At 71.3% G+C, this 24447-nt stretch carries 18 protein-coding genes and 1 tRNA gene; 11 read left to right on the top strand and 8 right to left on the bottom strand.

Translation table 11 applies throughout. The features are described 5' to 3' along the window. Positions 1-468 precede the first annotated feature (468 nt). Positions 469-1263 carry a GntR family transcriptional regulator gene (locus AB0917_RS24770; RefSeq protein WP_366821849.1) on the top strand — a complete coding sequence of 265 codons (795 nt, stop codon included), beginning with the start codon at positions 469-471 and terminating at the stop codon, positions 1261-1263. Continuing rightward, positions 1260-1907 (top strand): YdcF family protein, encoded by a 648-nt coding sequence (locus AB0917_RS24765; RefSeq protein ID WP_366821848.1) that lies wholly within the window; start codon positions 1260-1262, stop codon positions 1905-1907. Before AB0917_RS24770 ends, AB0917_RS24765 begins: the two co-directional genes overlap by 4 nt. 310 nt (positions 1908-2217) lie before the next feature. On the opposite strand, the gene AB0917_RS24760 is transcribed toward AB0917_RS24765, so the two are convergent. Continuing rightward, positions 2218-6564, bottom strand: a complete 4347-nt coding sequence (locus tag AB0917_RS24760; protein WP_366821847.1) for a GH92 family glycosyl hydrolase — start codon at positions 6562-6564, stop codon at positions 2218-2220. Between the two features lie 229 nt (positions 6565-6793). Further along, the gene (locus tag AB0917_RS24755) at positions 6794-7246 is read right to left on the bottom strand and encodes a helix-turn-helix domain-containing protein (protein ID WP_366821846.1); all 453 of its coding nucleotides are present in this window, start codon (positions 7244-7246) and stop codon (positions 6794-6796) included. A gap of 212 nt (positions 7247-7458) precedes the next feature. Between AB0917_RS24755 and AB0917_RS24750 the strand changes: the two genes are divergently transcribed. From AB0917_RS24750 to AB0917_RS24740, 3 genes are all read left to right on the top strand, one after another. Beyond that, positions 7459-8889, top strand: coding sequence for an MFS transporter (locus AB0917_RS24750; protein ID WP_366821853.1), 1431 nt, complete (start codon positions 7459-7461; stop codon positions 8887-8889). After that, positions 8886-9575, top strand: a complete 690-nt coding sequence (locus tag AB0917_RS24745) for a GNAT family protein (RefSeq protein WP_366821845.1) — start codon at positions 8886-8888, stop codon at positions 9573-9575. Before AB0917_RS24750 ends, AB0917_RS24745 begins: the two co-directional genes overlap by 4 nt. Positions 9576-9653: 78 nt before the next feature. Continuing rightward, on the top strand, positions 9654-10517 hold the full coding sequence (locus AB0917_RS24740) for a siderophore-interacting protein (protein ID WP_366821844.1): 864 nt from the start codon (positions 9654-9656) through the stop codon (positions 10515-10517). 661 nt (positions 10518-11178) lie between these two features. On the opposite strand, the gene AB0917_RS24735 is transcribed toward AB0917_RS24740, so the two are convergent. After that, entirely contained in the window at positions 11179-12735 is a 1557-nt protein-coding gene (locus AB0917_RS24735) for a beta-N-acetylhexosaminidase (protein WP_366821852.1), read from the bottom strand. 316 nt (positions 12736-13051) lie between these two features. Between AB0917_RS24735 and AB0917_RS24730 the strand changes: the two genes are divergently transcribed. From AB0917_RS24730 to glmS, 3 genes are all read left to right on the top strand, one after another. Continuing rightward, positions 13052-13936 carry a DUF4429 domain-containing protein gene (locus AB0917_RS24730; protein WP_366821843.1) on the top strand — a complete coding sequence of 295 codons (885 nt, stop codon included), beginning with the start codon at positions 13052-13054 and terminating at the stop codon, positions 13934-13936. A 121-nt stretch (positions 13937-14057) separates the two neighbouring features. Beyond that, the gene (locus AB0917_RS24725) at positions 14058-14333 is read left to right on the top strand and encodes a hypothetical protein (RefSeq protein WP_018488852.1); all 276 of its coding nucleotides are present in this window, start codon (positions 14058-14060) and stop codon (positions 14331-14333) included. Positions 14334-14420: 87 nt separating this feature from the next. After that, positions 14421-16250, top strand: coding sequence for a glutamine--fructose-6-phosphate transaminase (isomerizing) (gene glmS, locus AB0917_RS24720; RefSeq protein WP_366821841.1), 1830 nt, complete (start codon positions 14421-14423; stop codon positions 16248-16250). A 173-nt stretch (positions 16251-16423) separates the two neighbouring features. Here glmS and AB0917_RS24715 read toward each other — a convergent pair whose 3' ends face one another. Then, a complete protein-coding gene (locus AB0917_RS24715; protein WP_366821840.1) occupies positions 16424-16945 on the bottom strand; it encodes a universal stress protein in 522 nt (173 codons plus the stop codon). 572 nt (positions 16946-17517) lie between these two features. Continuing rightward, on the bottom strand, positions 17518-17682 hold the full coding sequence (locus AB0917_RS24710) for a hypothetical protein (RefSeq protein WP_366821839.1): 165 nt from the start codon (positions 17680-17682) through the stop codon (positions 17518-17520). 182 nt (positions 17683-17864) lie between these two features. Here AB0917_RS24710 and AB0917_RS24705 point away from each other — a divergent pair, with 182 nt between their 5' ends. The 3 genes from AB0917_RS24705 (at position 17865) to AB0917_RS24695 (ending at position 19918) form a co-directional block, all read left to right on the top strand. Beyond that, positions 17865-19085: a helix-turn-helix domain-containing protein gene (locus AB0917_RS24705; RefSeq protein ID WP_366821838.1), complete on the top strand. Its 1221-nt coding sequence runs from the start codon at positions 17865-17867 to the stop codon at positions 19083-19085. A gap of 10 nt (positions 19086-19095) precedes the next feature. Further along, positions 19096-19701, top strand: coding sequence for an oligoribonuclease (orn, locus tag AB0917_RS24700; RefSeq protein WP_366821837.1), 606 nt, complete (start codon positions 19096-19098; stop codon positions 19699-19701). Between the two features lie 144 nt (positions 19702-19845). After that, positions 19846-19918: transfer RNA gene (locus tag AB0917_RS24695), tRNA-His, on the top strand. Positions 19919-20071: 153 nt separating this feature from the next. On the opposite strand, the gene AB0917_RS24690 is transcribed toward AB0917_RS24695, so the two are convergent. From AB0917_RS24690 to AB0917_RS24680, 3 genes are all read right to left on the bottom strand, one after another. After that, positions 20072-20662: a lytic polysaccharide monooxygenase auxiliary activity family 9 protein gene (locus AB0917_RS24690; protein ID WP_366821836.1), complete on the bottom strand. Its 591-nt coding sequence runs from the start codon at positions 20660-20662 to the stop codon at positions 20072-20074. 244 nt (positions 20663-20906) lie between these two features. Continuing rightward, on the bottom strand, positions 20907-23015 hold the full coding sequence (locus AB0917_RS24685; RefSeq protein WP_366821850.1) for a TerD family protein: 2109 nt from the start codon (positions 23013-23015) through the stop codon (positions 20907-20909). Between the two features lie 210 nt (positions 23016-23225). Beyond that, positions 23226-24257, bottom strand: coding sequence for a LacI family DNA-binding transcriptional regulator (locus AB0917_RS24680; RefSeq protein WP_366821835.1), 1032 nt, complete (start codon positions 24255-24257; stop codon positions 23226-23228). Positions 24258-24447: the final 190 nt, after the last annotated feature.

Below are 24447 nucleotides of genomic sequence, written 5' to 3'. Positions count from 1 at the left end.
CTCCGGGGGGGGCACGAGCGCGGACCCGCGGATGCTCACCGCCGGGGAGCGGGGCCGGCCGGCCGGCCCCCCTTGATTTACTGCCAGCCCCCCCGCCCCCCAGGCAACGAACCCGGGCGCCCGAGGCGGATGTGTCAGTAGGGGTTCACCCGTCACCCTCCGGCGGTACGAGGTCGGGGCACAGCGAATGCCCGCACCGGCAGGGCGGCCACCGAAGGGCAGCACCGGGGACAAGGTCGCCGTCGTCCTGGCCGGGGTCATCTTTCGGAACGATGAGGACTCCGTCGCTGCCCAGCTCTCTCATGAGTCGAGAGAGTCTCCGCCGACCACCACTGCTGTCCACCATCTCGAACGCACCCCTTCAGTCCTGGGACTACAACCGTCAGCGACCTCACTGTTACTCGCAGTCCTGGGACTGTCAAGTGGATCGTTGCTGTGTTTGACTGCTCCTGTTGAGAGGAGCGACGCATGGCGCCCAAGTGGCGAGACCTGGCCGACAAGCTGGCCGAACGCATCAGGAGTGGCGAGTACGCGCCGGGCCAGCGATTGCCGCACATCAGGGATCTCGTGGCAACGGGCGAGGGCTCCAAGTCGACGGTCCATGCGGCGTACAAGGCATTGGAGGCGGAAGGCCTGGTCACTTCCTCGCGTGGTCACGGCACTGTCGTACGGCCGCCGGCCGCTCTCAAGCGGCTGGGCATCGACCGCTACGACAAGGCGAAGTGGCGCGACGGCGACGAAGTCGCCTTCATCGCGGACCGGGTCGCCTCGGGACGACCGCACAACCGTGGCGACCAGACGCAGACGGTCAGCCGTATCCAGGCCTCAGCGGTCATTGCCGCTGCACTTGGACTGCAGCCCGGATCCGCCGTATACGCGCGTGCTCGCCTGGTCAAGGAAGGCGGCCATCCCACCCATGCTCTGATCAGCTACTACCGACCCGAACACGTCGAGGGCACCCGACTCGTCGACCCGGCGCCCGGCCCTGCAGGCCGTGGTGGAGGGTTCCGCGTCCTGTACGACGCCGGGTACGAGATCGATCACATGCGCGAGGATCTCTTCGCCCGCTCCGCGACACCGGAGGAGGTGAAGCTGCTCCAGCTTCCAAGTGGTGAAGCCGTGGTAGAACTCCACCGAACCGCGTTCACCGCTGACGGAACAGTGGTCGAGTTCGCCATCGGTGTCCATGCCGCATCCAGGTTTCGGTGGACGTACGAATTCACGGTGCCTGACTCGGCACGGAAGAAGGGCCGGCCATTTTGATCACTGCCCAGTCGTGGGCCGATGCCCGGCAGGTGTGGGACCACCACCTGATGCGTCACACAGCCCGCCCCTGCTCGGCCGTCGTCGGGCTCGGCAGCCACGACCTCGGGGTGGCCGACGCATGTGCGGAGTTCTACCTGCGCGGGCTGGCCCCGGTCATCGTCTTCACCGGCTCGACCAGCCCCACCACCCGCGCACGGATGCCACGCGGAGAGGCCGTGCACTACCGGGAGCGGGCCCTCGAACTCGGCGTGCCGAAATCCGCCGTGCTGGTCGAGCCGAAGGCGCGCAACACCGGGGAGAACATCCGCTTCTCGCGGGCCGTTCTCGCGGAGGCCGGTGCGGATGTGGACTCCGTACTGCTGGTCAGCAAACCGTACGAGGAGCGGCGCGCGTACGCCACGGCCCGCAAGCTGTGGCCGGACGTGGACGTCGTCAGCGCGTCGAGTCCGATGACGTTCGAGGAGTATGTGGACTCGATCGGGGACGATCGGCTGGTCATCGACATGCTCGTCGGGACCCTCCAGCGGCTACTTGTCTACCCGGCGCACGGTTTCATGATCGAGCAGCCCATCCCGAACAACGTGGCGGCAGCGTACGAGCGGCTGGTCGAAGCCGGATTCACGAGTCGGCTGATCTCGTAGACCGCGTCGTCTGCGGCACCCGGCCCATGAGTCCGGCCGCACCTCACACTGGGCGTATCCAGGGCAGCACTCCAGCGCCTGGGTCGGTTTCCGTAGCGGCGCCGACAGCTTCAGGTCGCCGAATGCGGCAGCGCCTCGTGCATCATGCCGATGGGGTAGCAAGTGGGAATCCAGGTGGCTACCCCGCCAGTCGGAGATGGCCCGACGGGCGCAGTCGCTGCGCCCGTGCACTCGGCCCCCATCCGACGTCACCCCGGGAGTGCGGCCGCCCCACGCGAGGCGACCGCTTACCCGGAGCAGTCCCAGCTCTCTACCGCCGCGCGACGGTCGGCACCGCCACCCCGTCCTCCGTCACGTGCTTCACGCCGTCGTCGGTCTTCGTGATCGTGAACGCGTCCAGGGTCTCCCCCACCTCCTTGTCCGTCGTCGAGTTGTCGTCCCACTTGGCCGCCACCACCGCCTCGTAGCGGATCGTGTCCTTGGTGACCGTGATGCCCTGGAACGTCGACGTGTGGGCCTCGCGGGCCACCTGGGTGGCGCCGTTGCGGGTCCAGACGTTGTCGTCGGCCGGGGACAGTTCGTAATACTTCGGGCCTGCCATCGCGACCGTGTATACCGGGCCGGTCGTCACCCCGGGTGTGTCCGTCGCGTCCGCGTTCACGTAGCCGCGGGCGTAGACGTGGTCGTGGCCCATCAGGACCAGGTCGATGTCGTTGCGCTGGAAGACCGGCAGCCACGCGTCGCGGATCGGCTTCTCGTCGCGGCCGACCGCTGCCGAGAAGACCGGCTGGTGGAAGGTGGCCACCGACCACTTGTTGGGGTTGTCCGCCAGGATCTGGTCCAGCCAGCGGGCCTGGAGGTCCAGCCAGAGCTTCTGCGGGTCCGGGCAGCCGGACGAGCAGGGAGGGAGATCGGGCGGCGTCATCAGTTCGCGTGCGTCGTGCGTGCTCGCGTTGAGGGTGATGAAGCGGACGCCCTGGTAGTCCGTGTAGTAGGCCGTTTCGGTGATCGACTTCGCCATGTGGGCCTCGTATGCCGCCCGTTGACGCTCGGCCGGTGTGTCGTCCTTCGCCGGTACGGCCGTGGGGCCGTTGGCCGGGTACGCGAAGGTGGACTTCCACGTCTTCAGGAACAGGTCCGCGTTGTACTCGTGGTTGCCCGGCGCGGCGATCACGTTCGTCGTCTGGCTGTGGCCGTTCATCGCACCGAACCACTCGTCCCACAGGCCGTCGTTGCCGCCCGAGTCCACCAGGTCGCCCGCGTTGACGCTGCCGATCGCCTGCGGGAAGCGCTTGTACGCCTGGTCGACGACCGGAGCCCACTTCGCCTTCAGGTCGTTCTGGGCGTCGCCGAAGTAGAGAAAGGTGAACTCCTCGCCCGGGTCGCCGGCGGAGGTGAAGGTGTAGGTCTCGCTCAGCTTGGTCCCCGTGCCCACTCGGTACGCGTACGGCGTCCCCGGCTTCAGGCCCCCCATCACCGCCGAGTGCGTGCGCGTCGGGACCCCGTTGCTCAGCAGCTCCTCGTTCGTCGTCGCCTTCGCCGTGCGCCAGGCCGCGTCGGAGCCCGCCTCCCGGTACCGCACCTCGCCCCGCGTCGTGCCGCTGCCCGTCCGCCACGTCACCGCCTGGGAGGTGGCGGGGGTGGTGGTCGGGGTGAGGACGATGCGCTCGGGGGTGACGCCCGGCGCCTCCAGGTCCGGGTCGGTCGTCAGGGCCACGTCGAAGATGTGCATGATGCCCCGGTCCGTGCCCTGCGGCAGGACCACCGACCGTACGCGCTTGGCGGGGTCCAGCACCTGGGGGACCGTGCCGAAGACCACCGTGCGCGTCGTGTCCGACGTGCCGTCCACCTTGTTACGTCCCTCCGTGACCACCAACGGGACGTTGCCGTAGAGGTAGTTGGTGCCGGGCGTCCAGTCGGTGAACTGCACCGCGACGTTCTGCGTCGAGCCGTCCTCGTACTCCACCGTCGCCAGGCCCTGCGAGGGGCCGTTGGTCGCCAGGCCGAGGAAGGAGATGCCCGTCGCCTTGGTCCCCTTGCCGTTCCTGCCCGCCAGGTTCACCCGCTGGCCGTGCGGGATCCAGTTGTCCGGCTGCCCCTGCTTCGTCTTCGGCCAGGTGAAGGTGACGCCTGTGTCCTTCAGCGGCAGCTTCGCGCCGGGGGCCGCGCCCGCCGCCGCCAGCTTCTCGCGGGAGAGGGAGTTGTCGCTCAGGTCGAGCGAGCCCAGCCCGCCCTGGCCGCCAGGGGTCGAGCCGACGTTGTTGCGGGCGTCGGAGCCCTCCGTGTACGACGGCGGCACGTCGGCCGCCCCCGTACCCCAGGTCTTCGGCGCCGCGTCCATGGTGAACGTCAGCGTGCCTCCAGACCGGGCGAAGTCCTCGTCCAGCCAGGACTTGGTGGTGGGGCGGCCGTTGACCTTGAGCCCGGTGACGTACGGCTTGTCCGCCGCCGCGCCCTGCGCCCTGACCGTGATCCGGCGGTCGCTGTCCGCGCTGTCGATCGTGATCCGGTCGAACATCGGCGAGCTGAGCACCAGGTCGGCCGTGCCGTAGACCGTCGGGTTCATCCCCAGGCTGGCCCACACGTACCAGGCGCTGAGCGAGCCCAGGTCGTCGTTGCCCGGCAGGCCCGACGGGGTCGTGCCGTACATCTCGTCCGTCGCCCGGCGCAGTACCTCCGACGTCCGGTCCGGCCGGCCCAGCCAGTTGTAGACGTACGGCATCGAGAAGCTCGGCTGGTTGGAGAGGTAGGCGCCCGTGGTGTCGTACACGCCCGCGTCCAGGGCCTTGGTGTGCTCGTCCAGGTCCCGGGTGACGGGCTCGGTCCCGCCGCGCTTCTCGATCAACGTTCCAATGTTCTGCGGGACCATCCACCCGTACTGGTACCCCGTCGCCTGCTCGAACTGGTTGCCTCGCTCACCGAGGTTGAAGGAGCGGTCGAAGCCGTTGCGGCTGCGCGGACGGATGCGCTGCGTCTGCGGGTCGAGCAGGTTCTGCCAGTTCTGCGCTCGCGCCATGAACTGGTCGTGGGTGTCCTTCTCCCCGAGTCTGCCCGCCAGTTGGGCTATGGCGAAGTCGTCGATCGCGTACTCGAGGGTCTTGGATGTGGCCGAGTCGCCCTTGCCGTTGTCGATGAACCCGGCGCTGAAATACTGCTGCGCGTGGGCCCGCTTCGTCGTGTCCGCCGGCAGCGACTGCGTCTTGCGCATCGACGCCAGCGCCGCCTTGCGGTCGTAGTCCACGCTGCCGAACGCGTCGATCGACGACAGCACCACCTGGAGCGAGTCGCCGCTCATCTTCTGCTGCGACTGGTTCAGGTGCGGCCAGTTGGGCCAGGCGCCCGTCTGCTTCACCAGGTCCACCAGGGACTGGTTGATGTCGGAGCCGACCTTCGGGAAGAGCAGGGCGATGAGCTGGGCCTGGCCCCGGTACATGTCCCAGCCCGCGTAGGTGACGTAGTGGTGCCGCCCGGGGGCCACCTTGCGGACCTTGCCGTCGTGGCCCGGGTACTGGCCGTTGACGTCGTCGGCGATGTTCGGGTGGAGGAGGGAGTGGTAGAGCGCCGTGTAGAACTTCACCCGCTCCGACTTCGTGCCGCCGGTCGCCGCCACCGTGCCCAGCGCGTCCTTCCAGACCTTCGCGGTCGCCTTCCGCACCTGGTCGAAGCTCCGGCCGCCGGTCTCCTCCGCCGCGTTGCGGGCCGCGTTCGCCACGCTCACGTAACTCAGCCCGGTCCGCGCGGTGACCGTCGCGCCCTTCGGGAAGACCAGGTACGCCCCCGAACCGTGCCGGGCCTCGCCCCCGCGTGCCGTCGCCGCGCCGGGGGTGACCGTACCGCCCTGCCAGGTGCCGTACGAGGTGAAGGCGCGGTCGAAGGTCGAGGAGAAGTAGGCGCGGTAGCGCCCGCCCTCGTCGCAGACCGACGCCGTCTCGACCCAGCCGCTGACCGTGCGGCCCTCGACCGTGACCTCGCTGTCGAAGACCCGGTTGTTGGAGCCGGCCACGTCCAGGATCAGCGTGGAGGAGTCCTCGCGGGCCGGGAACTCGTACCGGTTGACCGCGGTTCGGGTCGTGGCGGTCAGCTCCGCCTCCACGCCGTTGCCGAGGCCGACCGTGTAGTGGCCGGGCGCGGCGCTCTCGTCGCGGTGGTCGAAGTCCAGGTAGTACGGGGCGATCTCCGTGCCGGGGCTGGTCGGCAGCGCGCCCCCGTCGAGCGGGCCCGTGTACGGCAGGACCGGGAAGTCGAAGGCGCTGAACCGGCCCTCGCAGCCGGTGCCGGAGAGCCGGGTCATGCCGAAGCCCCGGATCTTGTCGGCGCTGTACTCGTACCCGCCCTTCTGGTCACCGTCCGAGGAGCGGTACGTCGTCGGGCTCGACTGGACCATGCCGAACGGGGTCGTCGCGCCCGGAAAGGTGTTGCCGTACGCGCTGTTGCCCTTGTTCTGGGTGGGGTCCAACTCGGTGCCGATGAACGGGTCGACGGCGTCGTACGCGCTGATGGCCGAGGCGCGCGGGGCGACATCGGCCGCCGTGGCGGTCGCCGGGGTCAGGCCGGCGACCAGCGCGCCGCAGGTGAGCGCGGCTACGGCGACCGCGCGCAGCCGGGCGCGTCTCGGCCGGGGCATCGGGGGTCCGGTGGCGGCGGTGGGTTCCCGCATGAGCGGTCCTCTCGGGGCAGGCGGAAGGTGGACGGTGTGACGTGGCGCCCCGGGACGGCGGGATGGCGGATGGCGGGGGTGGATGGATGGCGGGGGTGGATGGATGACCAAGGAAGGATGACAACGTTGTCCGACCCCCGTCCGGGCGCGGGCACCACAGTGCTCGGCACAGTTTTCCCGGAGCGGGCCGCCAGGGGAAGACCTGGACAACAGGCCCGTCCCGAAGACGTCACGCGGACGTGGTACCGGCCACCTCCTCACTCTGGCGGCGGTCGTACTCCGCACGGGCCCTGGCGATCTCCTGCTGGTGGTCCTCGGTCCAGTCGACCAGCGCCCGGATCGTCGTGTGCAGGGTCGCGCCCATCGGCGTGAGTTCGTACTCCACGCGCGGCGGGACGACCGGGTAGACCGTGCGCCGCACCAGGCCGTCGCGTTCGAGCTGGCGCAGGGTCACCGTCAGCATGCGCTGGCTGATGCCGTCGATCAGCCGGCGCAGCTCGGAGAAGCGCAGCGTCCGGCGCTCCAGGTGCGCTATGGCGAGCAGCGACCACTTGTCCGCGACGCGGTCGAGGATCTGCCGCACCTCGCAGCCCTCGCGTACGTCCCAGTTGCTGATGTCGAAGCCCTGCTCAACTCCGGTATCGCCGGAGTCACTCGGTGACTTCAAAGTGCCTTCTTCCATGGTTCCCCAGCGTGCCGCATGCTTCGAGTGGTTACAAGACGGAACCGACCGGCGCGCCGGTAACTCGGGCTCCACAGACTCCGTTTGAGCCCTGACTTTCTCATATCCCTTTTCAGACACCGCTGTTGCGGCGATTCGTTATGCCCACTTTCTCTCCAAGGAGAAGCCCCGTGTCCACACCACCGCCCCTTTCGAGCACCGGCACCGCCCGCATGACCGGGCGCGCATGGGGCGTGCTGCTCGTGCTCTGCGGCGCGATCTTCCTCGAAGGCATCGACGTGGCCATGCTGAACGTGGCCATGCCCGCGATCCGCGCCGACCTGGGGCTGTCCACCGGCACCCTCCAGTGGGTGATGAGCGCGTACGTCCTCGGCTACGGCGGCTTCATGCTGCTCGGCGGCCGGGCGGCCGACCTGTTCGGGAGGCGGCGGATGTTCATCCTCTGGCTCGTGGTCTTCCTGCTCTTCTCCGGTCTCGGCGGGCTGGCCACCGAGGGCTGGATGCTGATCCTCGCCCGGTTCGTGACGGGTGTCGCCGCCGCCTTCATGACCCCGGCCGGCCTGTCGATCATCACCACCGGCTTCCCGGAGGGTCCGCGGCGCAACAAGGCCCTGCTCGTCTACTCCGGCACCGCGGCGGGCGGTTTCTCCATCGGCCTGGTGGTCGGCGGCCTGCTGTCCGCCATCGACTGGCGCTGGGTGTTCTTCGCCCCGGTCGTCCTCTCCTTCGTCATCCTCCTCGCCGCCCTCGCGCTGGTCCCCAGGTCGCCACGGCCGGACCGTACCGGGCAGGGCGTCGACCTGGCCGGGGCGGTCACCGTCACCGGAGGCATCCTGCTGCTCGTCTTCGGCGTCGAGCGGGCCACGCACGTCCCGGCCGCCTGGACGGCCGGCACGATCGGCACCGCCCTCCTCCTCTTCCTCGCGTTCGTCCTCATCGAGCGCCGTTCGGCCTCGCCGCTGGTCCGCCTGGGCATCCTCCGCAACGGGTCGCTGGTCCGCGCCAACGTGTCGGGGCTGCTCTTCGCGGCGGGCTTCTTCGGCTTCCAGTTCATCGCCGTGCTCTACCTCCAGGAGCTGCGGGGCTGGTCGTCCCTCCAGACGAGCCTCGCCCTGATCGTCATCGGTGTGGACGCGATCCTGTCCCCGCTGCTCACACCGAAGCTGGTGGCGCGGTTCGGCAACGCGCGCGTCATCTTCGGCGGGCTGCTCCTCGCCTCCCTCGCGTACGCGCTGTTCCTGCCGCTCGGCGCGGACCGGACGTACCTCGCGATGCTCCCGAGCCTGGTCCTGCTCGGTGTGTCGTTCTCGCTGGCGTACGGCCCCCTGACGATCACGGCCACCGACGGGATCGCCGAGGAGGAGCAGGGGGTCGCGGGCGGGCTGCTCTACACCTCCTTCCAGTTCGGTGCCGCGCTCGGCCTGTCCGCCGTAGCCGCCGTCAACATCGCGGCGACCGACGGGACTTCACCGGCCGCCCTGCTCGACGGCTACCGCGCGGCGCTCGTCGTCCCGCTGGCCGCCGCCCTGATCGCCACCGCCGTCAGCGCCTTCGGGCTGCGGCGCCGGCCCGGGGGCGGGGCCGTCGCCGTAGCGAATTCCGTTCGACGGCCGGACCTCGCTTCCGGCAATGTTTCCGCATGAGCCACCGGCACTGGCCCCTCCACGGCCTCCGCATCCGTACGCCCCGCCTCGAACTGCGGCTGCCCGACGAGGCGCTCCTCGACGCGCTGGCCTCGGTCGCCGCCGGCGGGGTGCACGCCCCGGACCGGATGCCGTTCACCTACCCGTGGACGGACGGCGGGCCCGACGAGGTCGGCCGGTCCGTGTTCCAGCACGTGCTGGGCACGATCGCCGGGTGGACGCCCCAGGAGTGGACGCTCTCCCTCGCCGTGCTCCACGAGGGCGAGGTCGTGGGGCGGCAGGACGTGATGGGCCGGGAGTTCGGCGTACGGCGGGAAGTGGTGACCGGGTCGTGGCTCGGCCTCGCCCACCAGGGGCAGGGCATCGGGACGGAGATGCGGGCCGCCGCCCTCCATCTGGCCTTCGCCGGGCTCGGCGCGCGGTACGCCGTCTCCGACGCCATGACGGACAACCACCGCTCGCTCGGCGTCTCGCGGCGGCTCGGATACGCCCCGGACGGGCTCCAGGTGCAGGTGGTCCGCGGGGCCGCCGTCACCTTGCAGCGGCTGCGGCTGGACCGGGCCGGGTGGGAGGAGCACCGGACCGTCGACGTCACCCTGGAGGGGCTCGACGCCTGCCGGGCCGACTTCGGAGCGCAGGCGGGACCGGGGACGCAGTCGTCCACCGTGACCACTGGGCAAGGTTAGGCTAACCTTCCTTCGGATTGCCGTCGCCGGAGCCGGGCCCGTCCGCCCGTCGCTCCACCCGTTCCGGAGGAGCCCTCGTTGACGACTTCCGCCGTCGCCCGTGTCGCCCCGTTCCGCTTCTTCGACCTGACCGTCCTGCGGGTCAGGCGGCTCGGCCCCTCCATGCTCCGGATCACCCTGGGCGGGGCCGGGGCCGAGGGGTTCAGCGCCGGGGGCCGCGACCAGAGCCTGTCGGTCTTCCTGCCGCACCCCGGGCAGAGCGAGGCCGTGGTGCCGGAGGGCGAGGACGGGGCCTGGTACCCGAAGTGGCGGGCGCTGCCCGAGGACGTACGGGCCGTGATGCGGTCCTACGCCGTGCGGGCCCAGCGCGTCCTGGCCGACGGCTCCACCGAGGTGGACATCGACTTCGCGCTCCACGGCGACGGCGGACCGGCCTCCCGCTGGGCGCTCACCGCCGCGTCCGGCGACCGGCTCAAGGTGCTGGGGCCCGCCGTCCGGGACAACACCTCCGTACGCTTCCGGCCGCCCGGGGACACCGACTGGGTGCTGATCCGGGCCGACGAGACGGCCCTGCCCGCCGCCTCCGCCATCCTGGAGTGGCTGCCGGCCAGGATGCCCGCCCGGGTCTGGCTGGAGGTGCCGAGGACGGAGGACCGGCAGGCCCTCAACACCGCGGCCAAGGCCCGGATCAGCTGGCTCGTCCGGAGCGAGGGCGCCCTGCCCGCCGTGGAGGCCGTGCGCGCCGCCGAGCTGCCCGAGGGCACCCCGTACGTCTGGATCGCGGGCGAGTCGTCCGAGGTACGGGCGCTCCGCCGCCACCTCGTCCACGAGCGCGGCTTCGACCGCGGGCGGGTCACCTGCGCCGGGTACTGGCGGCGTGGGCTCAGCGAGGAGCAGCTGCGGGCGGAGACGATCGCGGGGGCCCGCACCGGGGCGTGGTAGCCACGGAATCCGGCGGCGACCGGGGGAACCGAACGGCGGCGACCGCCCTCCCCGACGCCGTCGCCCGCCTCTCCCCCGGCCGCTGAGCCGCCGCAAACCGACTGCCGGTCCGCAAAGCACCGGCATGATTCAGCCACGCATGGCTGTCGACCTCCGTTCCCCTGGGCGAGGGCCGCTGCACCCTTCGTAGCGGCGGCGCGGGGACGGAGTACGGTTTCACCGCGCGCCTCTACGTTCCGACCCGCCGGCAGAGCGGGGCCGGCTCGCTCCAGCGGCGCCGGGACGGGGCAGAAGTCCCGCTCGCCTCACCGGAGTTCATCACGCGACGCGGTGGTTTTCCTCATCGCGCCGTGGGGCACGCCGGGGCGGACCGAGGGGACCCTGCCGGTCCATCCGGAGGGGGGCTCCTCCACTCTGGCCGGAACCGTCCACCGACTCGCCGACGAACCGGCCACCTCCGGGCGAGTCGTCGCCGCCGGTTTTCAGGCCACCGGGACCGGAACGGCCGAGGCCCCCTGTTTCGCGGCCGACAACGGCCGGCGACGACCGGCCGAGGCTCTGCGGGCGACAACGACCGGCCGAGGCTCCGGAGCCGACGAGATACCGCGCGTACGCCCCCGAGGACGGCCCCTCGGGCGCTCGCCCCATCGCCTTCTCCGGGTCAGGTCCAGGGCACCTGCGGGGAGCGGTAGAAGTCGATCCCCAGCTCGGTCAGCCGGGGCCCCTGGGCGGCCAGGCGCACCTTGTACGTCTCCCAGTCGTGGGCCGCCGCCGGTGACCAGCCGAGCTCGGCGGCGCCCAGCAGCCGGGGGAAGGCCATCTGCTCGATCTCCGTGCTGTCGGTCAGCGTCTCGGTCCAGATCGGCGCCTCGATCCCGAGGACGGCCTCCTCCGGGGCGCCTTCCAGGTAGGTCGCCGGATCCCAGTCGTACGCCCTCTTCACCTCGACCAGACCGGCCCAGCGCAGGCCCAGTTCGGTCTCCTCGGTGTACTTCATGTCGAGGTAGACCCGGTCGGCCGGCGAGAGCACCAGCCTGGTTCCGGCCTTCGCCGCGTCGGCCACCTGCTGCCGCTCGGCGGCCCCGGTGCGGTCGTACCCCCAATACTGCGCCACCGCGCCCTTCACCGGCTCCGCGCCGGTCAGTTGGTGCCAGCCCATCACCGTCTTGCCGTACTTCCCCACCACCGCCTGGGCCTTGGCCATGAAGGCCACGTACTCCTCGTGGCTGGTGGCGTCCGCCTCGTCGCCCCCGATGTGGAGGTACTTCCCCGGGGTGAGGGCGGCGAGTTCGCGCAGCACGTCGTCCACGAAGTCGTACGTCACCGGCTTCGAGACGCACAGCGAGCTGAAACCGACCGTGGTGCCCGTGTAGAGCGGCGGGGCGACCCCGTCGCAGTTCAGCTCGGCGTAGGAGGCGAGGGCGGCGTTGGTGTGGCCGGGCAGATCGATCTCCGGCACGACCTCCAGATAGCGGGAGGCGGCGTAGCGGACGATCTCGCGGTACTGGTCCTTCGTGTAGTACCCGCCGGGCCCGCCGCCGACCTCGGTGGAGCCGCCGTACGTGGCGAGCCGGGGCCAGGAGTCGATGGCGATGCGCCAGCCCTGGTCGTCGGAGAGGTGCAGATGGAGCTTGTTGACCTTGTAGAGGGCGAGCTGGTCGATGTACCGCTTCACCTCGGCGACCGAGAAGAAATGGCGCGAGACGTCCAGCATCGCGCCCCGGTAGCCGTAGCGCGGCGCGTCGGTGATGGTGCCGCCCGCGACCGTCCAGGGCCCCTCCTGCCGGCTGTCGGCCTCCACCCGGTCCGGGAGGAGCTGGCGCAGGGTCTGGACGCCGTGGAAGAGCCCGGCCGGGGCGCGGGCGGTGATGGTGAGCCCGGCGGGCGCGGAGCGCAGCCGGTACCCCTCCTCGCCCAGGCTCCGGTCCTGGGAGTCCAGCTCCAGCCGGATGCCGCCGGGGCCCGCCAGGTCGGTGAGGGGGAGCGCGTAGCCGGTGGCGGGGCGCAGGAGCTCCGCCAGGTACGTTCCGATCCGCCGGACCTCGCCGGAGTGGCCGGGCACCCTGATCGGGGTCGTGGAGGTGATGGCGTACGGGGAGCCGCCCGGCGCCACCTCGGCGGGGACGGGCACCAGTTGGCCGAGGGGGCGGGGAGCGGCGGCGGCGGTCGCGGTGGTCGCCACGGGGGTCGCCCCCGTGGCGGAGAAGGCGGCCGCCACGACGATCAGCAGGCTGCCGAGGAGCCTGGGGAGGGTGCGGTGCCGGGCCGCGGAGCGCGGGGCCCCGCCCGCGGGCCCTGGAATCCCGTCCGTGGAGTGCGGGGTCCCGTCCGTGGAATGTGGAGCCGTGGAGCGCGGGGCCCCGCCGTGCGGCGCCTTCCGCCGATCCGTACGTCGCAGTCTCACGAGCCTGTCCCTTCGGCGGTCCTACCTGCGGATCTCCGGGCAGCCGAACGCCGGGCCCTCCGCACCGCACGGCCGGAGGCGGGTCGAGCGCCGGGGCTCGCCCCGGTGGCCGGCTGGCAGAATCGCGGGCATGGCAGAAATCATCCAGCGCGACGGAACGTGGACGTTCGACGGCGATACGGTACGCATCGTACCGGGGGGCAAGGCGCACCCGGTCCGGACGGCGCTGGGCGAACTCGCCGTGCCCGTACAGGCCTTGGCGGGCATCTCGTTCGAGCCGGAACGCAAGGGCGGCCGGCTGCGGCTACGGCTGCGCGCGGGCGCCTGCCCGGTGCTGCGGGCCGCCGACGGGCGCCTCAAGGACGGCGCCGACCCGTACGTCCTGACCGTGGAGAAGGACCGCACGGGGGTGGCGGAGTACTTCGTCGACGAGGTCCGCAACGCGCTGCTGATCGAGCAGGTCCCCGAAGGACCGGTGGACCGCTTCCTGCTGCCGGGGCCCTCGCTGCCGGTCTCCGGCGGGGGCGGCGACGGTACGGCGTCCTTCGACGGCGAGACGGTCCGGCTCACCTGGAACTGGAAGGCCGAGGAGTCCAAGACCGCGAGCGGCCCGGCGTCCTTTCCGCTGGCGCGGATCTCGGGGGTGCGCTGGCTGCCCTCGATCGGCATGGAGAACGGCTATCTGCGGTTCGAGCCGGTCGACGGGCCCGTCTCGGCCCCGCCGAAGTACGACCCGTACTCCCTGGAGCTGTGGGGGTTGTCGAAGAAGGAGTACACGGCGGTCGTGGTCGCGGCGGCCGTGCTGGTCCGGCTGCCGCAGGCCCACGCCGCGTTGGACGCGCCCGCCGGGCCCCCGGCCCTCGCCAAGGCGCCCGCCCCCGCCGCCGCACCGGCGGCCGACGATCACGACGTGCTGCTGCGGCGGCTGCGGGAGCTGGGCGAGCTGCACCGGTCCGGGGTCCTCACCGATGAGGAGTTCAGCACGGCGAAGCAGGCGATCCTGAGCCGGATGTGACCGGCGGGCGACGCGCCGGATATGACCGTCCGGTGACCTGATCGCCGCCTCCCGGAGCCTCCCCTGCCCGATATCGGGCAGATTTCTTGCGTAAGAGCGCCCCGGCACGCAATATCGACGGGTGCTTGAACGCCGCTCGTCGCACGACGACCTCATCGACCACCTCGTACGCTCCACCGCGCTCCAGCGCGGTGAGGCGGCCCGGGTGGTCCTCGACGTGCTGGCGTACTTCGACGAGAGCACCGACGACTTCGTCCGGCGCCGCCACCGCGAACTGCAGTCCGGCGGCCTGGTCAACACGGAGATCTTCGAGCGGATCGCGGCCGAGCTGCCGCACCGCGCCGTGGCGCCGCCGGAGCTCTCGCTCCGCCAGCTGCGCCGCATCGTCTACGGCTGACCGGCCAGGGCCGGACGCCGGGGCGCCCGTGCGCGGGGCGCCGAACGCAAACGTGCAGGTGTACGTCGATGGAGGGGCAGAGAACTCATGTGCGGAATCGTCGGATATATCGGAAAGCGTGATGTGGCACCGCTGCTGCTGGAGGGCCTTCAGCGGCTGGAGTACCGGGGGTACGACTCCGCGGGCATCGCCATCACCGGCAAGGCGGCGGCGGGCAAGCCCGGCACGCTGAAGATGGTCAAGGCCAAGGGCCGGGTCCGCGAGCTGGAGGCCAAGGTCCCCAAGCGGTTCGCGGGCACCACCGGCATCGCGCACACCCGCTGGGCCACCCACGGCGCCCCGAGCGACGAGAACGCCCACCCGCACCTGGACGCGGAGAGCAAGGTCGCCGTCGTCCACAACGGGATCATCGACAACGCCTCCGAGCTGCGCGCCAAGCTCACCGCCGACGGCGTCGTCTTCCTCTCCGAGACCGACACCGAGGTGCTGGTCCACCTGATCTCCCGGGCCCAGGCGGACACCCTGGAGGAGAAGGTCCGCGAGGCGCTGCGCTCGGTCGAGGGCACGTACGGCATCGCCGTGCTGCACGCCGACTTCAACGACCGCATCGTGGTCGCCCGCAACGGCTCCCCGGTCGTCCTCGGCATCGGCGAGAAGGAGATGTTCGTCGCCTCGGACGTCGCCGCCCTGGTCACCCACACCCGCCAGGTCGTCACGCTCGACGACGGCGAGATGGCCACCCTGAAGGCCGACGACTTCCGTACGTACACGACGGAGGGCTCGACCACGACGGCCACGCCGACCACCGTGGAGTGGGAGGCCGAGTCGTACGACATGGGCGGCCACGACACGTACATGCACAAGGAGATCTCCGAGCAGGCCGACGCCGTGGACCGGGTGCTGCGCGGCCGGATCGACGACCGGTTCTCCACCGTGCACCTGGGCGGCCTCAACCTGGACGCCCGCGAGGCGCGCGGGGTGCGCCGGATCAAGATCCTCGGCTGCGGCACCTCGTACCACGCGGGTCAGATCGGCGCCCAGCTCATCGAGGAGCTGGCCCGCATCCCCGCCGACGCCGAGCCGGCCTCCGAGTTCCGCTACCGCAACCCGGTCGTGGACCCCGACACCCTGTACGTGGCGGTCTCCCAGTCGGGTGAGACGTACGACGTGCTGGCCGCCGTGCAGGAGCTCAAGCGCAAGGGCGCCCGCGTCCTGGGCGTGGTCAACGTGGTCGGCTCCGCCATCGCCCGCGAGGCCGACGGCGGTACGTACGTGCACGCGGGCCCGGAGGTCTGCGTGGTCTCCACCAAGTGCTTCACCAACACCGTGGTCGCCTTCGCGCTGCTCGCCCTGCACCTGGGCCGCATCCGCGACCTCTCGGTCGCCGACGGCAAGCGGATCATCGACGGGCTGCGCCGGCTGCCGGAGCAGATCAGCGAGATCCTGGCGGGCGAGGACGAGATCAAGCGGCTGGCGGCCCAGTACGCCGACGCCAAGTCGATGATGTTCATCGGCCGGGTGCGGGGCTACCCGGTGGCCCGGGAGGCGTCGTTGAAGCTGAAGGAGGTCTCGTACATCCACGCCGAGGCCTACCCGGCCTCCGAGCTGAAGCACGGCCCGCTCGCGCTGATCGAGCCCGCGATGCCGACCGTGGCGATCGTGCCGGACGACGACCTGCTGGAGAAGAACCGGGCCGCGATGGAGGAGATCAAGGCGCGCAGCGGCCGCATCCTCGCCGTCGCGCACCAGGTCCAGGAGAAGGCCGACCACACCATCGTCGTACCGAAGAACGAGAACGAGCTGGACCCGATCCTGATGGGCATCCCGCTCCAGCTCTTCGCGTACCACACGGCCCTGGCGATGGGCCGGGACATCGACAAGCCGCGCAACCTGGCGAAGTCGGTGACGGTCGAGTAGGCGGCCGGTCGGCGCGTGCACAGGGGTCGGGCCCCGCTTCCGTCGGTGACGGGGGCGGGGCCCAACTCGTGGCCCCGTGCGGCCTGCTGGCGGGCCCTCAGGGGATGCGTGCGCCCCGGGGGGCGGCGAGAGGCCGCGTACGGGTACGGCTCGGCGAGAGGCCGCGTACGGCTCTACGGGATGACGACGACGGGGCGCTGGGCGCGGCGGGCGAGGCGGCCCGCCACCGAGCCGAAGATGCGGCCGACGATGCCGTGGGTGGAACCGACCACGATGGCGTCGGCGGAATACTCGCGGCCGACCTCCTCCAGCTCGTGGCAGATGTCGCCGCCGCGCTCCACCAGCACCCAGGGGACGTCGGAGAGGTAGTCCGCGCAGGCCAGCTCCAGACCGAGGACCTCGGTGCGGTGGTCGGGGACGTCGACGAAGACGGGGGGCTCGCAGCCCGCCCAGACCGTCGTCGGGAGCCGGTTGGCCACGTGGACGATGATCAGGCCCGAGCCCGACCGGCCGGCCATGCCGATGGCGTAGGCGAGGGCCCGCTCACTGGAGGTGGAGCCGTCGAAACCGACCACGACTCCGTGCCGGAAGGCGGGATCGCACGCATGGCGCGCTTCTTCGACCGTCCGCGGCTCCGACCGGGGGTCGGCTACCTGCTTGCGGTCTGCGGGTTCAGGGATTTCGTGACCGGCCATCGGTGTCTCGGCGAAGAGAGTCCTCGTGAGGAGGGAGCGGTTTCGAGAGGTGCGTCTACAGGTGGTGAGCTCTGTCCGGGAATCATCTTCCCAACCCCATACCCCCAAGGGTACGGCGTCACTCGCCCACCGCCCAGACCCCCGCAAAAGCACGCGTGACGTTGGAGGGAGCATGCACGAGGCGGTCCGGTATGGCAATGCCGGTTGTGTCGTACACGGGCCTGGGAGGGGCCGGAGGAGGACGGCCGCCCTGTTTTCCGGGGCGTCCGGCGGCCACTTTCCGGGACGTTCGGCGGCCACCCGGACCACGGGGCGCGAACCCGGCGGGCGATTGCCGGACCGACGGCCCGTGCCGCCGGTTCCCGGCGCCCGCGGACCCAGCGGTCGGTAATCCGACCACCACCGCCCCGGAGGCCCGCCACACCCCGGCAGCCCGCCCTCGTGCGCCCTGGCGGCCCGAACGCGCCACGCTTCACCGGGCCGAGGGAGCGCACCGGGGCGGTCGACAGGCGGAAGTTGTGCGCCCGGCGTGACTGGAAGCAGCGCACGCAACCACTTGTTTTCAGCCAACTTCACATCCCGGCCGAACCCTTCGCGGAATGGCCGGACAGCCCACCACCCACCAGGCAGGAAGAGACCGCGCGGTACGCTTTCACCCGACGCGGACGGGCCACGTTCGTGAAGGGCACTTCCCTGTGCGCTTCGCGGGTGAAACGCTTCGTGATCGAACGCTTCACGCCACGTTTCCTTATCGACATAACGCCAGTGGGGGAAGGTGTCACGGCGGGACCACGCGACGCAGTAGATTCGATCTTGAAAATCGGGGACTGGGGAAACGTGCGAAACCGAGGGGAAACGTGCAGGAGCGGCAGGCCCGTAAGGACCAGGGAGACGCGAACACCGAGGGGGGCTTAGCGTCATGAGCCAGGACTCCGCCACCGCGACGGAGGCCGCACGCAAGCTGACCGGGCGGCGACGCCGGGAAGTCGTTGCCGTGCTGCTCTTCAGCGGCGGCCCTATCTTCGAGAGCTCCATCCCGCTCTCGGTTTTCGGAATCGACCGGCAGGACGCGGGAGTTCCCCGCTACCGCCTGCTGGTCTGCGGCGGCGAGGACGGACCGCTGCGCACGACGGGTGGACTCGAACTGACCACGCCGTACGGCCTGGAGGCGATCAGCAGGGCAGGCACCGTGGTGGTGCCCGCCTGGCGGTCGATCACCTCGCCGCCGCCCGCCGAGGCACTGGACGCGCTGCGGCGCGCCCATGAGGAGGGCGCCCGCATCGTCGGCCTGTGCACGGGAGCCTTCGTGCTCGCGGCGGCCGGCCTGCTGGACGGCCGGCCCGCCACCACGCACTGGATGTACGCGCCGACACTGGCCAAGCGCTATCCGTCGGTGCACGTCGATCCGCGCGAACTCTTCGTGGACGACGGCGATGTGCTCACCTCCGCCGGTACGGCCGCCGGCATCGATCTCTGCCTCCATATAGTCCGCACCGACCACGGCACGGAGGCGGCGGGCGCGCTCGCCCGCCGGCTCGTCGTGCCGCCGCGGCGCAGCGGCGGGCAGGAGCGCTACCTGGACAGGTCTTTACCTGAAGAGATCGGCTCCGACCCGCTCGCCGAGGTCGTGGCCTGGGCGCTGGAGCATCTGCACGAGCAGTTCGACGTGGAGACGCTCGCGGCGCGCGCCTACATGAGCAGGCGGACCTTCGACCGCAGATTCCGCTCGCTCACGGGGAGCGCACCGCTCCAGTGGCTGATCACCCAGCGGGTGCTTCAGGCGCAGCGGCTGCTGGAGACCTCCGACTACTCGGTCGACGAGGTCGCCGGCCGCTGCGGCTTCCGCTCACCGGTCGCGCTGCGCGGACACTTCCGCCGCCAGCTCGGCTCCTCCCCCGCCGCGTACCGGGCCGCCTACCGGGCCCGTCGTCCGCAGGGGGTGGCGGAGAGCGCCTCGACGGTGATGGAGACGGTCGTGCCCAGCCAGGGTTCGGCGTCCGGCCGCAGGGGCGCCCCGGTGCCCTCCGTGGCCCCGGTCTCCGTGTCGGCGTCGGCGGGCTCCTCGGAGCACTCGCTGCCGGTCCCCGACGCGTTCGTTCCCGGGCGCCCGGCCCTGCCGGGACAGCGGAGCGCCCCGTAGGGTGGGGCGCATGAACGACCGCATGGTGTGGATCGACTGCGAGATGACCGGGCTCTCGTTGACGGACGACGCACTCATCGAGGTGGCCGCCCTGGTCACCGACTCGGAGCTGAACGTGCTCGGCGAAGGGGTGGACATCGTGATCCGCCCGCCGGACGCGGCCCTGGAGACCATGCCCGAGGTGGTGCGGCAGATGCACACCGCCTCGGGCCTCCTCGACGAGCTGGCCGGGGGTACGACCCTGGCCGACGCCGAGGAGCGGGTCCTGGCGTACGTCCGCGAGCACGTGAAGGAGCCGGGCAAGGCCCCGCTCTGCGGGAACTCGGTCTCCACCGACCGCGGGTTCCTGGCGCGGGACATGGGGAAGCTGGAGAGCTATCTCCACTACCGGATCGTGGACGTGTCCTCGGTCAAGGAGCTGGCCCGCCGCTGGTACCCCCGGGCGTACTTCAACAGCCCGGACAAGAGCGGCAACCACCGGGCGCTGGCGGACATCCGCGAATCCATCGCGGAGCTGCGCTACTACCGGGAGGCGGTCTTCGTCCCGCAGCCCGGCCCGGACTCGGAGCGTGCCAAGGAGATCGCGGCGCGCCATGTGGTCCGCGCCACCCCGTAGAAAGTGGTCCGCGCCACCCCGTAGAAAGCCGCTGGTCACGGGCGCGTGAGCGGCCGTGGAGCGGCTCCGGGCAACGGGGGCGCGAGCACCCCTTCGGACCCTGTACACTTTTTCTCGGCCGGTCGGAAACGACCGGACGACATGGTGGGTATAGCTCAGATGGTAGAGCACCTGGTTGTGGTCCAGGATGTCGCGGGTTCAAGTCCCGTTACTCACCCTGACGGAAGGGCCCCGGTCTTCGGACCGGGGCCCCTTCTTCATGTCCGGACGCGGTCCTCTACGTCCGGCTGACGCCCGGGGTCACGCCCCCGGCAGATGCCCGGGGCACTGCCCGGAGTGATACCCGGCTCACACCGTGACGCCGCCCGGCTCAGAACGTGACGTCGGAGCAGGCGTAGAAGGCGTTACCGGTGTTCGAGACGGTCCAGACGCCGAGGATCAGGTGCTTGCCCGACTTCTGCGGCAGGGTGCCCGCATGGCTGACCGTGGAGTCCGGGAGCCGCCCGCCGAACGGCACCGTGAGGAAGGGCTGCGGTTCCAGGTCGGCGCGGGTGAGCGGCTTCGCGGGGTTGTACCCGTCCTTGGTGACGTAGTACCGGAAGTCGGTCGTGGCGTGCCGCGCGGTGATCCGCCACCGGAACGTGTGGCTCTGCCCGGCGGTCACGGACGTGGTGGGCCAGGCCCCGTTACGCGGGTCGTCCAGCTCGGCGAACCGCTGGTTGCCCCCGGCGCAGATCAGCCCGTCACGGGGACCGGCGGCCGGGAACCCCTTGGGGCCCTCGACGCTCGGCGGCTCCCACTGGATCTGCCCGCAGTTGCGGACGGTCCCGTTGCCGCAGAGCTGCTGCCGGCTGACGGGCGAGTCGGTGTACCCGTGGCTCTGCGCGCTGCCGGAGGTGGCCAGCACGGAGACCGCGGCGACACCGAGGCCGAGGAGTAAGGAGGTGATCTTTCTACGCATGTGGTGCTCCTGGGGTGAGGGGTGGAGCTTGCGGACAGGCGGACCAGATGACTGGACCGGGCGACGGCTCATCGCACTTGGTCTAGACCAAGACGGAGGCTAGTCCTGTCTTTTGGTCATGTCCATACCACTGGAGGCTGTGGGGGGGCGGGCGTCTCGGGGGCGTCGGGGCGCGCCGGGCGAACAGCGGAACGGCTCGGCCCCCGTCCGAGGCCGGGGGCCGAGCCGCGTGACCGGGGAGCTGTCAGCCGGCCGGCTCCTCGCCGCGGGAGCGGCGGGCGGGGGTCTCCACATGGGCGACGACATGGGCGTGGAAGCGGTCCACCGCCTCGTCGACGCTGCGGATGAAGCCGGTCTCGGCGCTGCCCCGGCCGTTGCCCATGCCCTTGAACAGGGAGAGCCGGAAGCCGGTGATCCGCGCCCCGTCCTTCGGGACGATGTCGGCGGGCTCCGGGCGCAGCCGTTCCAGTGTGCCGCGCGGACCGGTGCCCTGGCCGTCGACGAGCGTCTCGATGTGCAGATCGGCGGGGGCCTCCGAGAGCCGCCGGATCAGCCGCTTGACCCGGCTGAGGGGGTAGCCCGGCTCGGCGGCGGGGACCTCGATCGACGTACGGAGCTTGCCGGTACGCAGGTCGGCGGTGATGGCCAGCACGCCCGGCGTGCCCTCGATCCGGATCTCGGCGTTCAGCCGTCCCTGCTCGCACAGGTGGTCGGCGAGTTCGGTGCGGCGCGTACGGGCATCGACTCCGCGCCGGACGCGCTGGACCGGCAGGACCTTCTGACCCAGCTCACCGCCCAGCCGCAGGCAGACCTGGCGTACCAGGCGCTCCCAGTTCTCGATGACCTCCAGGGCCCGGCCATCGCCCTGGCACAGGGTCTCGTCGTCGATCCCCCGGCGGACCGGGACCCAGGCCGCTCCCATGTTCTGGAAGCCGTGGCAGCCGGAGTTCTCGTGCTGGAGGTAGTGGAGGAGCTCCTGGAGCAGCCAGGCGTGGGCCGCGTTGCCCACCCCCTCGTGGCGGATCAGCATCTGCGCCTGGTGCACGACCTCGGCCCAGGACAGGTGCCAGAGGGCCACCTTGTGTTTGCGCCGGCCGTCGATCCGCACGTCGACGAGCGGGCTACCTTCGAGCGCCACGTCGTTGGAGAGCGTGATCACGGCCTCGTAGCCCCGGCGGGCGGCGATGTCCATGTACGCCTGCACCTGGTCGGGCTTGAGCGCGTTGCCGTTGGTCTTGGTCTCGACGAGCGCCGTCCACAGCTTGCCCGCCCGCTCGACCCGGACCACCCCGTCCGGGCGCCGGGGCGACTCCCCGTGCGGCAGGGTGACCTCGGTGAACGTCTCCATCCGGCCGGCCGGGGCGCCGAACCCGGCGGTGAGGCGGCGGCCGAACTCCGGCACCTGGGCCATCACGGACAGGACGACGGAGGTGGCCCGCGTCTCGCGCTCGCGGTCGCTCTTGAGCGCCGACACGGGGAACAGCCGGGCCGACCGCCACGATTCGTTGTCGGCCAGGCTCTTCCTGGCCGTACGGGGGAGGGTCACCTTCTTCTTCGCCGTACGCGGCCGGCGCGCGGGCTTGGGCGGCGCGACCGGCTCCGGTGCGGGAGCCTGGGCCGTGGGCGCGTCGTCCGCGCGGGCAGCGTCGGCCGGGGCGGCGGACCGCGTGGCCTCCTCCGTACTGGAGGCCGCGGCGGCCTTCACCGGCCCTGCCTCCGCGCCCGGCTGCGGCGGCCCCTCCACATGCTCCGGCGCCGTCTCGCCGTGTTCCAGCTCGCCCTGTTCCCGCGCGTCCTCCGGCGTGTCCTCCGGCGCGTCGTCGTCGATGTCGACGCCGTAGTCGGTCGCCAGCCCGGCGAGACCCGAGGCGTATCCCTGGCCGACGGCCCGGAACTTCCACTGCCCCGAACGACGGTAGAGCTCGCCGAAGATCACCGCGCTGACCTCGTCGGCCTCCTCGACCGCGAACCGGACCAGGCCGTCGCCCGCGCTGTCCGCGAGGGTGAGGCGGAGGTCGTCCAGCTCGCCGAAGCGGGATCCGCCGTAGCGGCTGGCGGCGACGACCACCTTGTCGACCTCCTGCGGCACGGCGTCCAGATCGAAACTGATCCGGTCCTCGCTGCCGTCGGCCGTGGGTGTCTTGCCGAGCAGTTGCACGCTTCCGTTGCCGGCCACGGGGTTGTTGTAGAAGCAGAAGTCGACGTCGCTGCGGACCTTCCCGTCGCCGTCGAGCAGAAGTACGGAGACGTCGGCGTCGCCTTCGCCCGTGGTGCTGCTCCACCCCAGGCTGACCATCACCGAACCGACGTTCTCGCTCAGCGCCGCAAGACCGACGTTGGCGCCCTTGACCATCTCGTGCACGAGGCCCCCCAGATGCACAGCCGCTCGGAACGCACCCGGCAGCCCGCTGTGTGACGTGTGTGGTGCGTCACACATTCGCCGTACTCAGCGAACATTAGCTTCTGGAGCGGAAACGCGTGAAGAACTTGTGAAATCCGGAGGCCCCGCCACCGGCACACCGGCCCGACGCGTCACCGCCGCCTCACCTTCGGCCCGAGGCCCTCACGACGAATCCCGCACCACCAGCTCCGTGGGCAGCACCACCATCGGCCGCTCCCCCGTGCGTCCCGCGATCTCCTCCAGGAGGAGCAGGGCCATGCGGCGGCCCATCTCCTCGATGGGCTGGCGGACGCTGGTGAGGGGTGGGTGCATGTGGCGGGCGACCACCGAGTCGTCGAAGCCGATCAGGGCCACGTCCTCGGGGATGCGGCGCTCCGCCTCGCGCAGGACCTGGCGGGCGCCGGCCGCCATCACGTCGGAGGCGGCGAAGACCGCGTCCAGGTGGGGGCGGCGGGCCAGGAGTTCGCGCATCGCTCTCGCGCCGCCCTCCTCGGTGAAGTCGGCGGGGGCGATGAGGCGTTCGTCCGGGGGGAGGTCCGCGGCGGCGAGGGCGGCGCGGTAGCCGTCGAGGCGGCGCTGGGCTCCGTAGACCTCCAGGCGGCCGGTGATCGTGGCGATCGAGCGGCGGCCTCGGGAGATCAGGTGCTCGACGGCCACCCTCGCCCCCTCGAAGTTGTCCGAGTCGACCGAGGCCAGGGGTTCGGAACCGTGCCGGGCGCCGCTGATCACGCAGGGCATGCCGAGCTGTTCCAGCAGTTCGGGCAGCGGGTCGTCGGCGTGGACCGCGACCAGGAGGACCCCGTCGACCCGGTGCGCGGTGAGGTACTGGGCCAGCCGGCGGCGCTCGCGGTCGTTGCCCGCCAGGGTGAGGAGCAGCTGCATGTCCGTGTCCGCCAGGGCCGCTCCGACGCCCCTGACTATGGCGGAGAAGTACGGTTCGGCGAAGAAGCGGGTCTCCGGCTCCGGCACCACGAGCGCGATGGCGTCGGTGCGGTTGCCGGCGAGGGCGCGGGCGGCGCGGTTGGGGACGTAGCCCAGCTCGGCCACGGCCGCCTCGACCGCCTCGCGGGTCGCTTCGCTGACCCGGGGCGAGCCGTTGATGACCCGGGAGGCGGTGCCACGGCCGACCCCGGCCCTGGCCGCGACCTCTTCGAGTGTGGGCCGTCCGCCGTTCCGTACTCGCGCTGCCGCCATGGCTGCCTCCCCGTTCCCGGTCAATTTCTCACAGCCGTACAGTCAATCCAAGTCCTGGATCGATCACTCCGACGAGCGTACGGACAGTGTATTGGGAGCGCTCCCAAAGACGCCCCTGAAGGCGCCCCGAAGCCGTCCCGGAGGCGCCGCCGAGGAGCGGCGGAGAGCCGTGAGCCCCGGTCACGGTGAC

The sequence above is a fragment of the Streptomyces sp. NPDC007346 genome, assembly GCF_040703535.1.
Classification (GTDB): Bacteria; Actinomycetota; Actinomycetes; order Streptomycetales; family Streptomycetaceae; genus Streptomyces.
Note: the sequence above shows the minus strand (reverse complement) of the source record. Positions and strands in the feature narration are given on the sequence as shown.